Genomic DNA, 15,969 nt, shown 5'->3' with positions numbered 1-15,969 from the left:
ATGAAAATCTTTGGCAAGTCCAAGACCCTCATGCCGGCCTCGGGCGGTGGCATTACCGTGCTGTCGGGTACCGGCTCGGTGGTGCAGCCTTCGGTGACGGTTGAGCCGGTACTCGCCGCTGCCGACCCGCATGCATCGCCGACCACGGAGATCCGTACAACCGACGATCTGCCATCGTTCGTGCGAGTGATCTACGACGAGCTGGGCATGGCTCAATCCCTGCGGCACCAACTGTGTCCAGTGTTGGTTGAGGAGGGCGTCGCTGGTTCGCGCGGCAAGTTCGCACTCATTCTGCTGGCCGAGATGCAGCACTCGGACGTGACCGAGGAAATCCTTCGGCAGTCTCGTCTGCATTATGAAGCGGCCACGCCTTTCTTCTACACGGCCGCGCCGCAGGTCATGACGGCGCTGTCCCGTGGCGTGGAGGGACGGGTACGGCGCGCGGCTACGGCCGTCCCGGGGGCCCGCAACGCCAATGCGCTCTGGCAGACGTTCCTTGCGGCGGCTCAGTTCGCGCTCCGGGAGCAGGCGTCGGATATCCATTTCGAAGCCAAAGACAACAGCGAACTCTCGCAGATCCGCTTCGCCATTGATGGCCACCTGGTGTCGCCACCCGAATTCCAGATTCGCACGGGCGATCTGCTGGATATGCTCGGCCACGTCTGGCAGAAGGGCAAGGGCGGCTCGCAAGGTCTCTTCAGCCGCATCCTGCCTCAGCAGACGAGCGTGCGCGCGGAGGTCGAGAGCGTACCGCTGGTGTTTCGCTGGGCATCGATGCAAAGCGCCGATGGCCACCTGACCGTCATGCGGGTCAACCGGGAGAAGGCGGCGACGAACGATGTCGATTTCGTCAAGGACCTGGGATTCTTCCAGCAGCAGGCCGATGTCATCGACCGCTGCACCATGCAGATGGGCGGGGGCGTTGTGTTGGTCGGTACCGTTGGGTCCGGCAAGACGACGACGGCCCATGCGGTGATGCAGCGTCTGCCGGGCTGGATGAACAAGATGTCGATCGAAGACCCGGTAGAGCTGATGGCGCGCGGCACGCACCATTTCTCGGTGTCGCGGCATCTGGATGGCGCCAACCGGGAAGACGATCCGTTCATTGTGGCGAAACGTCAGTTGAAGCGGATGAACCCCCACTTCGTCATGATCGGCGAGGTGCGTGACTTCGAATCGGCAGGTCTCTTCCGCGATGTGGCCGGCGCTGGCCTCCGGGCGCTGACGACGGTCCACGCACCCTCGGCGGTCGCCGCGACAGACCGTCTGGCTGACAGCGAGCTGCGCATTCCGCGCAGTGTGCTGGCCACGCCCGGCTTCGTGAATCTCTATGTCTACCAGGCCCTGTTGCCGAAGACTTGCGAGTGTGGCCACCACGGCGTTGAGGCCAAGGAGATTCTGGGGGCGGCGAAACTGCAGCAGATGGAAAGGCTCTTCCAGTTCAACGTGGACGGCATTCGGCTGCGCCGCCTGGAGGGCTGCGACAAGTGTCGCCGTGCCAACCTGCCGGATCTGAACGGCATCCGTGGCCGGGTCATGGCCGCGGAGATGTTCGAGCCGGACGAACTCGACCTCATGTATATCCGCGATGCCCGCGCCATCGAGCTGCAGGCGCATCAGCGCGAAAAGCGGGAGACGGGCTTTGATATCCCGGACTGCACGGGCAAGTCGGTATTCGAAGTTGCCATGTACCACGTGTACGCCGGGACGGTTGACCCGCGCGAGGCCGAGCGCATCCTCTCGCTGGACGGCTACGAGCAACGCCTCAAACGCATGCTGAACCGCGTCAAAGGAGGTGCCGCATGATGTCCCGTATCAAGGCGCTGCTGCGCCCCCGGAAACCTCTCAGCACGGGGGCTGCGCGTCTCCACGCCTCTGTAGGTCGCTTTCCCGACAAGCTCTGGCGTGCGCGCTTCGAGTTCGGTGCGAAGCGGGCCGACTACTACTACGACCTGGCCATGCGCATCGAGAAGATGCCGGGCGAGCCGATCTCCAATCACTTCGCCAAGGATGCCGCGCGGCGCGCCGGCGAGCCTCTTGGCATTCTGGCTGCGTTGTGGCTGGCGCGTACTGAAGGTCTGGATGGTGAAACGCAGGAGTCGCGTCTGGCTGAAATCCTGCGCGGAACTGTCCCGGATGAGGATCTTGCGATTCTGGCCGTAGCGGAGCAGGGTGGTGACCTAAAGCAAGGGCTGTTTAAGCTCGCAGAGAACCTGCGTGCCATGCACGACGCGAAGGCGAATATCGTGATCATGCTGGCCAGCCTGGGGCTCACGCTCATCATCCTTCACGTGTATGTCGGCGCCATGGCGTTCATCGTGGCGCCGATGCTGGATCGCAGCTTTGCCAGTTTGCTGCCGGTGGATGCCTACGGGCCCATTGCCAAGACCTTCCACTACGCGGCGCAGTTTCTCCGCAACTGGGGCTGGCTGGTGCTGGCCGGAGAGCTTGCACTGGGCTACTGGGTAGTCAAGGCGCTGAAGAACTACACCGGGAAGTACCGCCAGTGGCTCGATAACAAGGTCATCCTGTTCGACTTCTTCCGGCGCTTCCAGGGTGCGCAGTTCCTCTCGGCGCTGTCGGCGGTGACGCAGCGCTTTGGGGGCGATTCGAAGAATCTGTCACCCGCGTTGGATCTCATGCGGGAGCACGCCTACCCGTACCTGGCCCAGCACATCGAGCGCATCCAGATCGCGCTCGAAGACAGTCCGAATGCCGGCGGGAAGATTTTCGACACAGGACTGTTCGACCGCGATACCTCGTTCCGTATTCAGGACATCGCTGAATACGAAGACGATCTGTCGAGGATGCTGGGCACTGTCTCCCACACCCTGCTGCAGACGGCGCCGCGCGAGCTGGAGCAACGCGCGTCGTCGTTCAATCGCAAGGCATCGATCCTGCTCATCATCCTCATTACCAGTCTGGCCTTCATGCCGGCGTTCATGGCGCGCGAGCTGAAATCCAGCATGCAGACCAACAGCATTCGTACACATCAGAAAAGCATCAACCCATCCGCCCTCCCATCCAACTGACAAGGAACAACGAAAACATGGACAACCGCAACCTGCAAGACAACCGCGCGGCCGCCGATGAGACGGCCATCGATGCCACCGTTCCCCTTAACCAACTGAGCCGTGCCGAACAGTGGAAGCGCATTCGCAGTAATCCGCGGCTGCGCGGGCAACACGGGGGCATTCTCGACGAATACGGCTTCTACCTGCTGCTCGCCGCCCTGACCCTCGTTGCCATCCTGGTGCTGTTCTCGCACAACTCGGTGGACACGCAGGTCCAGCAGTTGACCACCGAACTGAACAACGTTATGGGCAAGGTGAAGACGAACTACCGTGGCCAATACAGCAAGGTCTCCGTCACGTCGCTGATCGACAACGGTGTCTTCCGCGATCTGACCACGATGACGGACACGGGCGGCACGATCTCGGTGCAACCCGGCGGCGGCACGCTGACGGTGGCGCCGGCACGTCTGCTGAGCAACAACGACAGTGTGCAGTACACGGTACCGAATCAGCCGGATGCCGCGTGCCCGGCGATTGTTGCGGCCTTCCAGAGCAGCGCCGGCCGGATCGTTGTGAACGGCACCACGATCAAGGATGTCGGCGGATCGGTGGACCCGAGCAAGGTGAAGTGCTCCGGCGACAGCAACACCCTCAACCTGTTCATGTCCTGACGACAACGCTAGTCGAATAGACATGCCCGGCCAAATGGCCGGGCTTTGGCATAGGAGAGCGGATTATGTTGTTGAGCAATTATTCGATGGGCCTGCTGGTGGGCAGCATCGCCTTGGTCGGGTCGGTAGCCTGGGCCTACGCGGATCAAGAGGAGAACCTCGCGATTGGCACGGGCAACTACATGTCCAACATCGCACAGGCGGCGAACACGTACACGTTCGAGGCTTTCACTGCGCTTGCGAAGAGTCCGACGGGATCGACCAACCTGACCGTGGGTGGCAAGACGATTGGCGTGGCCGATCCGTTGCACCCAACGGTGCAGGATTTCATCAACTTCGGGTTGCTGCCGATCGGGTATTCGGACATCAGCCCGCTCGGGCTGTCGTTCAAGATCGATCTCACGCCGACGAACTGTGCGGGCGATATCTCGGGCTGCTCGATCCCTGGGCTTGTTTATTCGACGGCGGGTTATCGCGACGCTTTCGGGCGGATTCGTACGGATTTGATGGGCGCTGCGGTGGTCAAGGCGGGGCAGGACGCCGGCGTGACTTTTGCAGAAACGCCGGCGACCATCACAGGGATGGCCGCAACATGGCAGGCACCCAATCCCGTGGTGGGGCAGCCGGTGGGCGTCCTAGCGATGCGCGTGGGATCGAGCTCGTTGCTCGCGCAGTCCATGAACCAGTTCTACAAGCGCGACGGCTCCCTGAACTTGACAGGTCCGATGGACGCTAACAACCAGGCCATGAATCGGGTTGGAAATTTCCAGTCGAATGGTTCCGTATCGGCAGCTGGGAACGTGGCAGCAAGCGGTAACGTTACGGGTAACATGGTGGCAGGCAACGGCCTTCAGTCCTACGGAAACGCATCAGTGGCGGGTACGCTCGGCGCGGCACAGATCAATACCAGCAATGCCCTTGTGTACGGCAATCAAAGCACTTTGGGCAACCAAACCGTGGGAGGGGCTATCACGGCTCAGAACATCATCTATCTGGCCTCGACAGCTTACGCAGGATGGGGATGTGCGGGGACAGCCATTACGACGCAGCCGGACGGCCAAGTGCTGTCGTGTCAGGCTGGTCAATGGAAGGTGGTGGGCGGAGTTAGCCAAGGGCAGATTGTCGGAACGTTCTCTTCACAACGGCCAGGCGGGGGTTTCACTGACATTGGCTTTTGCTACACGTGGCCTGGTGGTGACGGGCGAGAGAATGCTGCTGGCGGGAAGGTATGCCCTGATGGCACTTTGGGCTTTGTTGGGGGTACCTACAATACTTCGGGAGGGAGTTAAAAAAGCCGGCGAAAGCCGGCTTTTTTTCTACTACGCAGCGACAGCAAGAGGTCAGCCCACGTACTTGTTCCGGTTATTAGCCGGGATCTTGGCCTGCACGGTGTCCACGACGGACTTGTAGCCGTTGCACGCTGTGGCATCCAGATAGTCGGACTGACCTTGAGCAAGCGGATACCGCTGATAGAACGTAGTGTGATCGCCGCTATCGCATGCGGTTACCGCGTTCATCGCCATGACCAGGGCGAGCACGTCGTTTGCCGGTTGCGCCAGCGAAATGTCGGCCAATGTGACAGGCTGCGTTTCGTTAAACGTACTGCCTACCCATGCGCCGACCGTGATCGGCTGGCCATTGGCGTCGAGCTGCGAGGGTACGCCCGTGATGCTGCTTGCGCTCAGCAGGCGCAGCGTCACGCGGGACGGCAGATCGTGCCGGACGCCGTAGTATTCGATGGCCGTCAGCACGTCCTGATAGGTGTGCAGCGTATCCTGCGCTGAGCCAGGCACGATCGAAAGATAATTGATGCCGCCGCGAGTGCGATCCGTCGAGGCAATCACGTTATTGCCCGAGAAGAGCTGCAAGACCGCGGAAGACGCGGTTGTGTACGCCTCGGCCAACGCTTTGCCCCCCTTTGAAACCAAGTAGGTGATGCGCTTCGATGCTGTGTCCGATACCGGCGTGATGACGAAATTCGTCAGATCGGTCGTCACATACGGCGCAACCAATTCCAGCGTGTCGAGTTTTTGGGTGGAGTTGTCAACCTCCGAGGAGAACGTACCACCCGTTGCGATCAGGCGGATCATGCCAGAAGGCGCCTGCGTCAGGCTCATTCTAAACGCGCCGGATGCGTCAGTGACGGCCGAGCCGATGGCATTACCGTTCGAGGCGTCCGCGTTAAGGACATAGGCCGTCACCGTGGCACCGGCCGTGGGACCCTTCACCACGGACCCGGTAATCTGGTTGGTCATCGCGCCCGTGGCCGGCTTGCCGGTGTACGGATCGTTTGCAGTAGGGGTGGTCGTGGGCGGCGTGCTTCCGCCGCCGTTGCTACCGCCGTTGCTAGTACCGTCGCCACCACCGCCACCACAGGCAGCAAGTGCCAGCAGTGCAGCAGCAGAAACGATGGAGAGTGCGAACTTGGTCTTTTGCATTTTCTTCTTCCTCTGTTGTTCAGGATGGACCGCGATCGAATCGAATCGCTTAATTCCATCCTACAGGCCTGATCCGCATGTCAAGCCCGCTAAAAAATCAACGGCCGCGATTGTTAAGGGCAGCCTGAATCTTCTTGTCGGTTTTGTACTGGCTCAGCGCGTAGGTCGACCAGATCGCAGCCGGAATCCAGCCGATGATCGTGAGTTGCAGGATCAGGCAGATAATCCCCGCAAACGGACGTCCAATCGTAAAGAACTGGAACCACGGTAGCAGGATCGCGAGCAGCAGGCGCATTTGTCAATGTCAAAAGTGGCAAGGACCGCAAGAATACAAGATTGCGGACCGTCCTGGTATCGACAGCTCCGTTGCTAGTCTGAACCCCCAATAAGTGGGGTTATCGTGAGCGGTACAGCGTCGTCCCGCAGTGGTTGCAAATGTGGTACTGCCGGACCTTAATGAAAGCTTGCTCGCGCCACACGCGGATACTGCGCGACCCACAGCGATTGCAAGACATACCGCCGGCCGCATTCCCGGGATTGGCCTTGGCGTACTGTTCGACGCTGGGCGGGCCCGGACGGGTGAGGACGTAGGCGATAAGTCCGAAGTACGAGAAGACGAAGCATGTAATGGTCCAACCGAACTTCGATCGGTCATCCCTCTGGGACCACCGGAAAGCCAGGTAGGTTGGGATGATAGTGACAGCAAGCACAGCAAAATAGCCGTTCAAGGTTCAACTCCAGTGTGGCACCCGGACGAGCGCCGTGTTTCGCTACTTGCGGCGACGGTTGCCACCGCGGGTGGCCGTGAGGGTTCCGTTGCAGCAAGGGCATGTGAACGAGTGGAGAAGTTCGATCTTGTCCGATGAGTTGGATGCCAGATAAGGCGTGCCGCATTTACGGCACGGCCAGACCGCGAGCTCCTCGCTCATGGCCATTGATCGAGCTAGGTGCATGGAACGCTCAGGCGGCACCTTGCAATCGTCGGCAAAGAACGTTCTGTTGATGTCGATGGCGGCGACGAAGCTCTCGGGCGTCGACACGTCACGCGCGATGGCCGAGCGAAACAGCCACATCTGGAAGGTCGATTGCACGCGGCGGGGCGGGGTCTCGATGAACCAAGTCAAGGACGAAGGTGGCTGGCCAGACGGCGACGATCGGCCATGGATCCTGCGGTACGCGTCGCGGGCGACCTCGAGACTGGTATTGAAGAGCGAAGACACGCTCTTGGCACGGCACCCGAAGTAGAGGAATGCTTCGAAGAGGGCATCGCGCACGAAATTCTCGAGACGGAATTTTCCCCACGGCTCCGAATGCGGCAGCTTGTCCGTGCGCATCGGCGACGACTCCATCAGGAAGTGCGCAATGAGTTCGCGCGTCAGCCTTCCCGCGTGGGTCTCCAACCAGAACATCTCGTCAGCGAAACGCCAGTGGAACAGCGGAACCAGGCGCTCGGATATGGCGACATCCATTTCGTGCTGTGGTACCGAGCGGAGATAGGCGGCGAGTTCGTTGGAGATGCCGACCAGCGGGGCGGCCAGCACCGACATGTTCAACATGTCATAGAGCGCTGTGATGTAGGACCGATTGGTGTGTTCGAGGGCGAGCCGCTCGACGATTGAGAGATCCGCCGGCAAGGACGCCTGCAACCGTTCCATGGTAATCGTCGGGATCCCTCCCTCGATGAAGGACCGCCAGTCCGCGACGGAGGAGAGCGCAGGTGCGAAAGCAAGGAACGGGGTGCAGAAGACCTTATTGGAGTGTGTCTGATCGCTACGCAACGAGAACAGATCGCTATGGGTAACGCGGAAGACGCGTTCCAACTCCGGGCGCACGGCCACGGCGTTTACAACGTAGTTGCTGATGCGAAGATTAGCCGAGAGGGCGCGATCCTGGACCCAGCTTGGCAAAATGAACTGCTCGAAGATCGAACGCGAGGGGTTCGTTTGCATGTCAGGCTCCAGTGAGGCCAATCAGTTCGTTATGGAAGGACTCAACCCGACGGCGCAGCGACAGCAATGCCGCGCCGTGTTCCTTCTTCTTGATGGAGTTGATCGTCGCGCGGAGCTTACTCAGTGCGTCGTCTAAGTCGGCGCACAGGCCATCGATGCGAAGTGCTGTGCTGCGGGAATCTGCCGCCTGGGACTCGTGAGCTTGAATCTGGACGTTGATGTCACCAAGGTGTTGCTGGGCCTCGCGCAATTGCGCCTTGGCCTCATCAAGTTGCCGGTTGGCCTCGATTACCGCCTCTGCAACGTCCTTGTACTCCGGCGGCACCACTTCGACCCGGACCTCCCTGACAACCTCTCGGATCTTCGATTCAGCGAGTGTCTTCTGCAGTGCGGTTTTCTCGGTGGTCAGTCGCTGCACGAGAACCTGCAGCGACTCGACGGTATTCGCCTGTGAATTCAACGCTGCCGTGGAGCGGTCCAGTTGCTCCTTCTGCGCGAGCTTCTGCGCGTCGGAAACGTTTGCCTGTTCTCGCATGGCACGCATCTGTGCTTCGAGGTCACGCTGGCGCTCGAGGCTCTCGTTCAACTGGTCTTCGGCCGCCTGGAGCGTAGCCATGACGCTGTTCAGCTCCTGGTGTGTTTTGCGCGACCATTCGATGTACGGGATGATGTCCTTGCGCGAGTACGTTTCATCGGCCTTACGTGCATCAATGAATCGCTGGATCTCCTCTTCCGTAATGTCAGCGCGCTTCAGGATGGTCAGTTCGCCGAGGTTCAGAAAGGTGATGGCGTCTGCGTTGTCGGAGAAGTGGTGAAACGCCTGGAGATACTTGATAGCCGAACCTCGAGAGATGCGCAGCGCCTTGGCGGCGAAGGAATACAGCAAGGCATCTGCCTCGCTCTGCGCGCGCTCTCCAGCCCCGAAGCGCTTCTGGACTGAGGTCAAGATCGCGTGATAGATCTGGAACATGCGCGAGCCGATGGCGGTGTGCTCGCTCAGGATGCGTCGGCGAGAGAGTTCGATCTCTTGCGCCGCCTGAACGATCCGGCCTATTGCCGCATTGTCGACGTACTGGCCCAGCTGGTGAACGGCCAATTCGCGTAACGAGTTCGATGCGCTCGGATTAACGATATCGAATCGCGGCTTCTCGTCTTTGTCTTCGTTTCCTTTGTTATCCATTGTTGCCCCGTCATGAAAGGAGAGTGATGCGGACCCGTATGCGCCGCACCTCCTTCAACCTACCACTCGAAAAACAATGTCAAGTGAGACGAGAAACAGATGCAGCGAGCAGGCTGAAGCTTATGACGTTATCGAGTACTCGTGAGGACCGAAAGCGAGGCAAAACCATATCGCTTTCAACGTCCAAGCTCGAATCAGCGGTGCTTCAGTGCTTCTTTTAACGACTTGGGCTGAGGCATTTTAAGGTTAGTGCCACTTCAGTGGGGACTGCCTGTCTATACAGGTTGCGTGATAACGACCCGCTAAAAGGGCGAAGAAAAGGAACATGTTCCTTTCAAAAAGGGCGAAAGCTCCGTTCCCGGACATCTGATTCGCGGTCAAAGCTGCTATACAGGCGAGCCTTGCCAGGCCTCTTATTCGGGTGTAGAGTTATCTCACCTTCAGCGTCACAGACGCATCGATATCGCGGTGGCTACCCAGCCTCCATGTTGCGCCGGAAACATCGCGCCACGTACCGCCAAATTCCCCTGATTTTCCGCCGCACATAGATAGCGCCTTTAAGACATGCATTGCATGCCTTAAGCGCGTTGTGATGCGCGCTTCCATGGATTCCTTGCTCGTCCGAGCATCGAAGAATCGCCTGGCATCCGCCAGGAAATCCCTTTTAACGTTTCTCGAGAGAAACCATGGAATCCTTTGCCAACAACCTCATCAAGCGCCCGCTCAAGCTTCTCGCATGGTCCTTGGCCCTGTTTGCAGCTTCGCAGTCGTTCATCGTTGCAATGTTTGTCTCTGCTGTTCTGTTCTTTTACCTGAAGGAGAAGGCGGTCCAGTGGAGCAAGGTCGTACCGGCAGCGCCGAAGGTATCGACGCCGGACACTCCGGCAGAACGTAAGGCTACCCCGGTTCAACCGGCGCAACCGCCCGAGACGCAGTACGAACGCTCGGCAGTGGTTACGCCTATCCGTCGCACCGGAACGCATGACCGTTCCTAACTTCTAGCCGCCCAATTCTGGGCGGCCTCATTCCACCTGTCGCGGGTATTCGATACCCGCCGACAGGTGGGTCTTCGGATACTCGTCCGGAGACCATCATGGAAACAACGGCAGTAGGGTGGCAGCTGGACTTCTTCGGTGAAGCGGCCGCTATCGTTGTGCCTCCTCCGAAAGTCGATCCGCTGCCCGACCCCTCGCTTTGGAGCGAATCGGTTCGGGAGCAGATGATCGACGCGCTTATCAGCTTGGCTTGTGACAGCCGTCGCGGCGACAACATGCCAGAGTCACTAGTCGATTGTGCTGATCTCTTACGTGACCGGATCCGCAACAAGTCTTCACTGGACCTGGAGGACTACTCCATGACCCTCGGCTGGATCTTCGGTTACTGGGACGGTGCACTGCCCTATACCTACGTCTGTGCAGTGTGCGGCGTGAGTCCCGAGGTGCTACAGGACGTCATCCTTAACCATGCTCGCCTGAAAGCCGACCTCGATGAGGTGCGCCGACAGTGCTGCGGGTCTCTTCTCTGATTTCCCCATGTCACTCTTCAATCTTCTCAAGCAAGCGGCCATTTCTTTGCTTGGCCACAAGAACCCTACACCACCCAGCGCGAAAGTTCATGTGGGGACCGGCGCAGACAATGAATTTCAGATTCACATTGGCGGCGTGCCCCATCTCTTTCGGGACGAGGGCGATCGCGTGGTGCATTTCAGGGCCGTATTCGACCGGACGATCCAACACACGTCGTTCGGTGACAAGTTGTTGCCCGAAGTGATGCCGCGATGGAGCAAGGTCGGCGTGCACGACGCAGATGGCGACACCCTGCAGTCCGTTGCGGAGAGAGTCGTGCGTGACGCAAAGCTGAGCGCGTCAGTGTCGCAGCAGGAGGATTCCAAAGCGGAGGTTGCTCGGCAGCATTCCACTGGCGTTCAAAAGGCTGGTCAGCTAGATGATCGTGCGGTGCATCGTCGCCAGACTTCTGCATCTGACGCTTCGTCGTCGACGTACACCGTCGGCACGCTGCTCGAATGGGGAGAAATGGAGTTCCCCAATCGAAAGCCTGGCGGCAAACGCACCTACACATCGTTTGCACTGAAACTCGATACGGGCGCTGGCGTGAAGACGCTGCAAGGCGAGGGCCTGAAGGATGTCCTGGCTGATGCCCGTTGCAAGGTGGGCGAGCGCGTCGGCGTCAAACGCCTCTATAAAGAGAAAGTTCCTGCATTCGACCAAACGACGGGACAGCCCCTTCGTGACCGAACAACGGGCGAGCAAAAGCTCTGGGACCGCTGGGTCTGGTCGATCAATCGCATTCATTGACAAGGAAGCATATGGCATCCGTTAACAAAGTAATCCTCGTGGGCAACCTCGGTGCCGATCCCGAAACCCGTTATCTGCCGAGCGGTGACGCGGTCACCAATATCCGCATCGCTACAACCGATCGGTACAAGGACAAACAGTCCAATGAGTTCAAGGAAGCGACCGAATGGCATCGGATTGCATTCTTCGGCAAGCTGGCGGAGATCGCCGGCCAGTATCTGAGGAAGGGCTCGTCCGTCTACATCGAGGGGCGTATCCGTACTCGCAAATGGCAGGACCAGTCCGGCCAGGATAAGTACAGCACCGAGATCGTTGCCGACCAGATGCAGATGCTGGGCGGTCGCCAAAACGGCCAATCTGCTGATGATGACGCGAGCGATGGCGCTGGACGCCGCGCTAGCGAAGACCAGTCGCATGGTCAACGTCAGCAGCGTTCGACGAGCGGCGGTGCCAGCACACGCAATGCGCAACAAGGCGGCTATGGCGGTGGCGGAGCGCAGCGTGATGGATTCGACGGGTTCGACGACGACATCCCGTTCGTGCGCCCTCTGGCGCTCGACGGAATTCCCTTCCGACGCTAAGGCGCATCGATCGAAGGGCGGCCTAGCGTCCCATTGACTTCTAGGTCACACTGCGTTGTACATCTTTTCCCTACTTCTGCCGGAATCCGGCAGAAGTAGCGGCATCTCTCCTGTCTGCGCGGCGCTCGCCGCCATCCACCAACTTCCAATCACGCATGACGCCATGCTGAAAAGACCTTCTGGCTAAGCCGGGATGTCTTTTGAGCAAGCGTTTCTTCGCCTGTTACAGGCATCGACCCACCACTCCACCAGGAGTCATCCCATGCAAGATATCAGTGTGATTGTGAAGAGCTGGAAGGCAGAGCAGTGGGACGCCCTCATTGCTCAGTATCTGCCAGCCGGCATCCTCACGGATGCCTTCTGGCGTGGTCGGCCTGGTCCCTGCCCGATATGCGGAGGCAAGGACCGGTTTTCCTACACCAGAAACCGCGGCCGCGGCGACTGGGTATGTCGCAAGTGCAATGACGGTAGTCCTGCTGGTGGTGACGGCCTGGAGTTGATCCGTCGATACACCAACATGTCTTACTCGGAGCTGAAGCGTCGGCTCAATGGACAGTGCAGCGAGCCGCTTCCACCAGTCGCGGCGCGGGTGCCGGCACGCGAAGTTGTGCCGCCAAGTGAGCTGATGCGTCGCGTCATGAAGCAAATCAGCAATTCAAAGCCGGTTCAACCCGGCGATGCAGTCATGCGCTACCTCGCTGCAAGGGTGCCGGGCCTACGTGCCCCTATCCCTCAGTCGCTACGTATCGCCGCGCAGGACTATTGGCACGAGCGAAAGGTGGTCGGGAAGTTTCCGACCATTGTGGCCGAATACCGCCTGGCCGACGGCAGGCTCGCCACTGTGCATCGTACGTCGTTGCATCCGGACAAGCCGGAGAAAGCGATGGTTGTGTCGGAGGACGGCGAGATCCTGCCTAGCAAGCGCAACTACACGGGAGCGCTGCCGCTCGATGGTGGTGCTGTCCGCTTGATGTCGCCGCGCCATGGCGAGATCGGCGTGGCCGAAGGCATCGAGAATGCCTATGCCGCCTACATGCTGTTTCGTGTGCCGACCTGGTCGTGCCTCAACCGAGTGCTGATGAGCAAGTTCGTGGTACCGAACGACCTTGGGATTCACACGGTGCACATCTTCGCTGACTTTGACAAGGTCGATGCGAAGACTGGGAAATCGCCAGGCATGGCCGACGCGCTCACGCTGCAAAAGCGCCTTCGGCGTGAAGGCTTCAACGTTGTGCTGCATCGACCGAAGGTTCGGGGCAGCGATTTTTGCGACGAATGGCGCACGGTCTATCAGTTGCGCGAGATCTCGCAGCAGGCGGTCGCCGCCTAGTTTTCTTCCGCCGCATACGCGGCAAGCCTTAATTTCTGCCCTGTGGGTTCGCCCACAGGGGCGGATTCCCTTGTGGCAGTCTCAACGGAGAATGCAATGCCACAGAAAGGATTTACGATGATCGTGAACAAGCTGCACATCCAAGCCATGCGGAGCACTGCAACCCAGGATGTCCAAGCGTGGAAGTCAGAGGCACAGTTCTTCCACGTCTACAGGAAGGACGCAAGCAACAGCTTCACCCTGGTCGAAAGCAATCTTTCGTATGAATCGGCGGTGGATTTCTGCCTTGCCCCTGGCACGCTTCACTGATGTGAGCCCAAACCTTAAACAAAAAGCCCAGCGATCATATCGCTGGGCTTTTTTTTGTTTGTGGCGTGCGGACTTGGCCTACGCTTTCTTGCGTGCCTTGGCACCTCGGTAGACTGCCACGACAGCTTCCACCACGCAGTAGCAGATCACGGTGGCGAAGACGAATCGATTAATGTCATGGTTGGTCGAGAGGAAGTCGAAAAATTTCATGTGGATCTCTCCGTCAGGTTTTCTGTAGCTTGCCACATAACTGTTGGTGGTCAAGCCCTGGGCTAGTACCGGGCCATAGCGTCATTGAGCGCTCCAATGTCGATGCCGGCCAAGGGGTCGATGAGGTCGCTATCATTCCCCTCCATCGCGTCTTGCATTGGTCCTGTCGCTGCAGGAGGCGCAGCTACCGTCGGCACTGATAGCGGTGCCTCGTTGTGTGGTCGAGGCTCGGCACCTCGCATTATCGGCTCCTGAGTTATGGGAGCAGGCGTCCGCGCTGGCGTGGAATCTAAGCCTCCTGCCGGTGAACCTGACACTGGTGGCCAGACCACGGCCTCTTGCCCGCCGGCCCGTCCTGACTGGAGTCCCCGCAATGCCAACATGCGCAGCATGAAGGACCGCTCTCGTGGATCTGAGAACTGACGCAGGTAAGCGAGCAAATCTGGCTCGACCAGCGTCACGGTCATTTGAACCTTATCCATGGCCTTACCTTACGCGGCTCGGCTTGCCTGCCGAGTGGCGGCACCGATCGTGTAGAAGCCGCGCACGTTCGCGAAACAGGGGGAGTCCATCATGTGGATGGGGTTCAGCGGAAACGCAGCGCGAATGGCAGGTGCATAGAGCTGCGCGCCGCCGCCGGTCAGGATGATGGCACGCAAGTCGTCGGTTCGGCCGACGCGCGTCTGGATTTCCTTTACGGGCTGATTTGTGAGCGCCATCGCTTCAGACAGATACGGTCCCATATCCAGATCCTCCCCAAAATACACGAGCGGCTTGGATTCCCGAATGGCCTGGTCGATGCGCTCGATGCCGGCATCCGGTTGGTTGCGGTCCGCGGAGATCAGGCTTGCGACCTGCTGATAGATGCGCGCTGCGCCGCCTGGAACGCCACCGCTGCGCGTGTCGTCGACCGTGTAGCCGCGCGCCACAACCCAGTCGGTCGTGAAGTAGCCGACGTCGATCACCAGGTACGCGTTTTCCGGATCGTAGTTCTTGCCGCGTTGCTGGATGTAGTTGATCAGCGTGCCCAGCGGCTGGGGCAAGGGAAGCACGCTGCCGATATGGATTTCCCCCCAACCGAAGTCATGGATTCCCGCGAAGCGGTCCTTCAGGTGCGCAGCGTATTTCTGCGTGTTGTGAACGGGAAGGCCCAGCACAAGGCGCTCCACGTCGCGCGCGCCAGCGTAGTGCAGCGCGCCGGCGAGGAGAGCGGCGTAGCCCGGAGTCGTCGCGAAGTCTTCCGAAAGTGCGCGGCCGGTGTGATGCGCGCCACTGATCGATACGCCGGGACCCACCTCGTACCGCGCACCATCAACTTCGACGCTGAGGACATTGCGGCCTTTGAATACCCCCCCACCGAAGGAGTTCAGGGAACTGTTCGCTGCGAGCGGTGCGAGCGACGGGAACATATTCGTCGCGATCTCGGCGCCCATTGCCCAAGCGGCTTTCGTATTGCCGTAGCCAACGTCGATGGCGATGGTCGGGTGCTTGATAAGTTCGTTCTGTTGTTTCATGTCAGCGACCTTTCAGATGGATTGAGTTTGTTTCGGTCGATGCTCCATCGGGAGAGAGTCTGCGTCCTGGTCCGAGCAAGTGCCACCAAGTGGCACTTGGTGGCACCATGTCCTATCTAGTGCCACCATGTCCGAGGACTTTGATGGCACATGGTGGCACTTGATTTGACCAAGTCCCACCTGCTCCGACGTGGACCGACTCCGTGGCACATCGCTATCACCCACTCTACCGTTGAAAAATCGAAGTCAAGCGCCGAAAGCTGATCGATTTTGCGTGTGATACGTTGCCAGCGATTCGTTCCGTGGTTTATGCTTGGCGCACCTACCGCGTCCCCGACGCATCGACTCCGCCGCCATCGGGCGGCACAAAACTGCCTTCGATCCTTCCTCACGGAGGGGTACTGCAGGGCTCACTGTTCATGCCGGAAATTGCACCGGCTTTTTTTTCAATCAAATCA

At 59.5% G+C, this 15,969-nt stretch carries 17 protein-coding genes; 10 read left to right on the top strand and 7 right to left on the bottom strand.

All coding sequences use genetic code 11. The features are described from left to right. From D769_RS21590 to D769_RS21575, 4 genes are all read left to right on the top strand, one after another. Positions 1-1,806, top strand: a complete 1,806-nt coding sequence (locus D769_RS21590; RefSeq protein WP_008649434.1) for an ATPase, T2SS/T4P/T4SS family — start codon at positions 1-3, stop codon at positions 1,804-1,806. Further along, entirely contained in the window at positions 1,803-3,032 is a 1,230-nt protein-coding gene (locus tag D769_RS21585) for a toxin corregulated pilus biosynthesis protein E (RefSeq protein ID WP_008649429.1), read from the top strand. The genes D769_RS21590 and D769_RS21585 overlap by 4 nt, the downstream gene beginning before the upstream one ends. Positions 3,033-3,049: 17 nt before the next feature. Further along, positions 3,050-3,685 (top strand): type 4 pilus major pilin, encoded by a 636-nt coding sequence (locus D769_RS21580; protein WP_008649426.1) that lies wholly within the window; start codon positions 3,050-3,052, stop codon positions 3,683-3,685. A 65-nt stretch (positions 3,686-3,750) separates the two neighbouring features. Continuing rightward, complete coding sequence (locus D769_RS21575) at positions 3,751-4,974, top strand: hypothetical protein (protein WP_008649424.1); 1,224 nt, start codon at positions 3,751-3,753, stop codon at positions 4,972-4,974. A 51-nt stretch (positions 4,975-5,025) separates the two neighbouring features. Here D769_RS21575 and D769_RS21570 read toward each other — a convergent pair whose 3' ends face one another. From D769_RS21570 to D769_RS21550, 5 genes are all read right to left on the bottom strand, one after another. Continuing rightward, a complete protein-coding gene (locus tag D769_RS21570; protein ID WP_008649422.1) occupies positions 5,026-6,123 on the bottom strand; it encodes a hypothetical protein in 1,098 nt (365 codons plus the stop codon). A gap of 97 nt (positions 6,124-6,220) precedes the next feature. Then, a complete protein-coding gene (locus D769_RS21565; RefSeq protein ID WP_008649420.1) occupies positions 6,221-6,418 on the bottom strand; it encodes a YqaE/Pmp3 family membrane protein in 198 nt (65 codons plus the stop codon). A gap of 100 nt (positions 6,419-6,518) precedes the next feature. After that, on the bottom strand, positions 6,519-6,833 hold the full coding sequence (locus D769_RS21560) for a PLDc N-terminal domain-containing protein (RefSeq protein WP_225934916.1): 315 nt from the start codon (positions 6,831-6,833) through the stop codon (positions 6,519-6,521). Between the two features lie 60 nt (positions 6,834-6,893). After that, positions 6,894-8,072, bottom strand: a complete 1,179-nt coding sequence (locus tag D769_RS21555; protein WP_008649412.1) for a FlhC family transcriptional regulator — start codon at positions 8,070-8,072, stop codon at positions 6,894-6,896. Position 8,073: 1 nt separating this feature from the next. Next, positions 8,074-9,252 (bottom strand): hypothetical protein, encoded by a 1,179-nt coding sequence (locus D769_RS21550; protein WP_008649410.1) that lies wholly within the window; start codon positions 9,250-9,252, stop codon positions 8,074-8,076. Positions 9,253-9,938: 686 nt separating this feature from the next. Between D769_RS21550 and D769_RS21545 the strand changes: the two genes are divergently transcribed. From D769_RS21545 to D769_RS21520, 6 genes are all read left to right on the top strand, one after another. After that, positions 9,939-10,247, top strand: coding sequence for a hypothetical protein (locus tag D769_RS21545; RefSeq protein WP_008649408.1), 309 nt, complete (start codon positions 9,939-9,941; stop codon positions 10,245-10,247). Between the two features lie 98 nt (positions 10,248-10,345). Then, on the top strand, positions 10,346-10,777 hold the full coding sequence (locus D769_RS21540; RefSeq protein WP_008649407.1) for a hypothetical protein: 432 nt from the start codon (positions 10,346-10,348) through the stop codon (positions 10,775-10,777). 7 nt (positions 10,778-10,784) lie between these two features. Next, the gene (locus D769_RS21535) at positions 10,785-11,567 is read left to right on the top strand and encodes a hypothetical protein (RefSeq protein ID WP_225934887.1); all 783 of its coding nucleotides are present in this window, start codon (positions 10,785-10,787) and stop codon (positions 11,565-11,567) included. Positions 11,568-11,578: 11 nt separating this feature from the next. Beyond that, complete coding sequence (locus D769_RS21530; RefSeq protein WP_008649404.1) at positions 11,579-12,148, top strand: single-stranded DNA-binding protein; 570 nt, start codon at positions 11,579-11,581, stop codon at positions 12,146-12,148. 262 nt (positions 12,149-12,410) lie between these two features. Next, positions 12,411-13,478, top strand: coding sequence for a primase-helicase zinc-binding domain-containing protein (locus D769_RS21525; protein WP_008649402.1), 1,068 nt, complete (start codon positions 12,411-12,413; stop codon positions 13,476-13,478). Positions 13,479-13,574: 96 nt separating this feature from the next. Next, complete coding sequence (locus D769_RS21520; RefSeq protein ID WP_008649401.1) at positions 13,575-13,787, top strand: hypothetical protein; 213 nt, start codon at positions 13,575-13,577, stop codon at positions 13,785-13,787. Between the two features lie 78 nt (positions 13,788-13,865). Here D769_RS21520 and D769_RS32955 read toward each other — a convergent pair whose 3' ends face one another. Both D769_RS32955 and D769_RS21515 read right to left on the bottom strand, forming a co-directional pair. Beyond that, entirely contained in the window at positions 13,866-13,997 is a 132-nt protein-coding gene (locus D769_RS32955; protein ID WP_008649399.1) for a hypothetical protein, read from the bottom strand. 491 nt (positions 13,998-14,488) lie between these two features. Then, entirely contained in the window at positions 14,489-15,511 is a 1,023-nt protein-coding gene (locus D769_RS21515; RefSeq protein ID WP_008649398.1) for a PRTRC system protein D, read from the bottom strand. Between the last annotated feature and the right edge of the window lie 458 nt (positions 15,512-15,969).

Origin of the sequence: Cupriavidus sp. HMR-1 (assembly GCF_000319775.1) — a bacterium.
In the GTDB taxonomy this organism is placed as follows: domain Bacteria; phylum Pseudomonadota; class Gammaproteobacteria; order Burkholderiales; family Burkholderiaceae; genus Cupriavidus; species Cupriavidus metallidurans.
The sequence above is the reverse complement of the archived record's forward strand: the minus strand, read 5'-3'. Positions and strand labels throughout refer to the sequence as shown.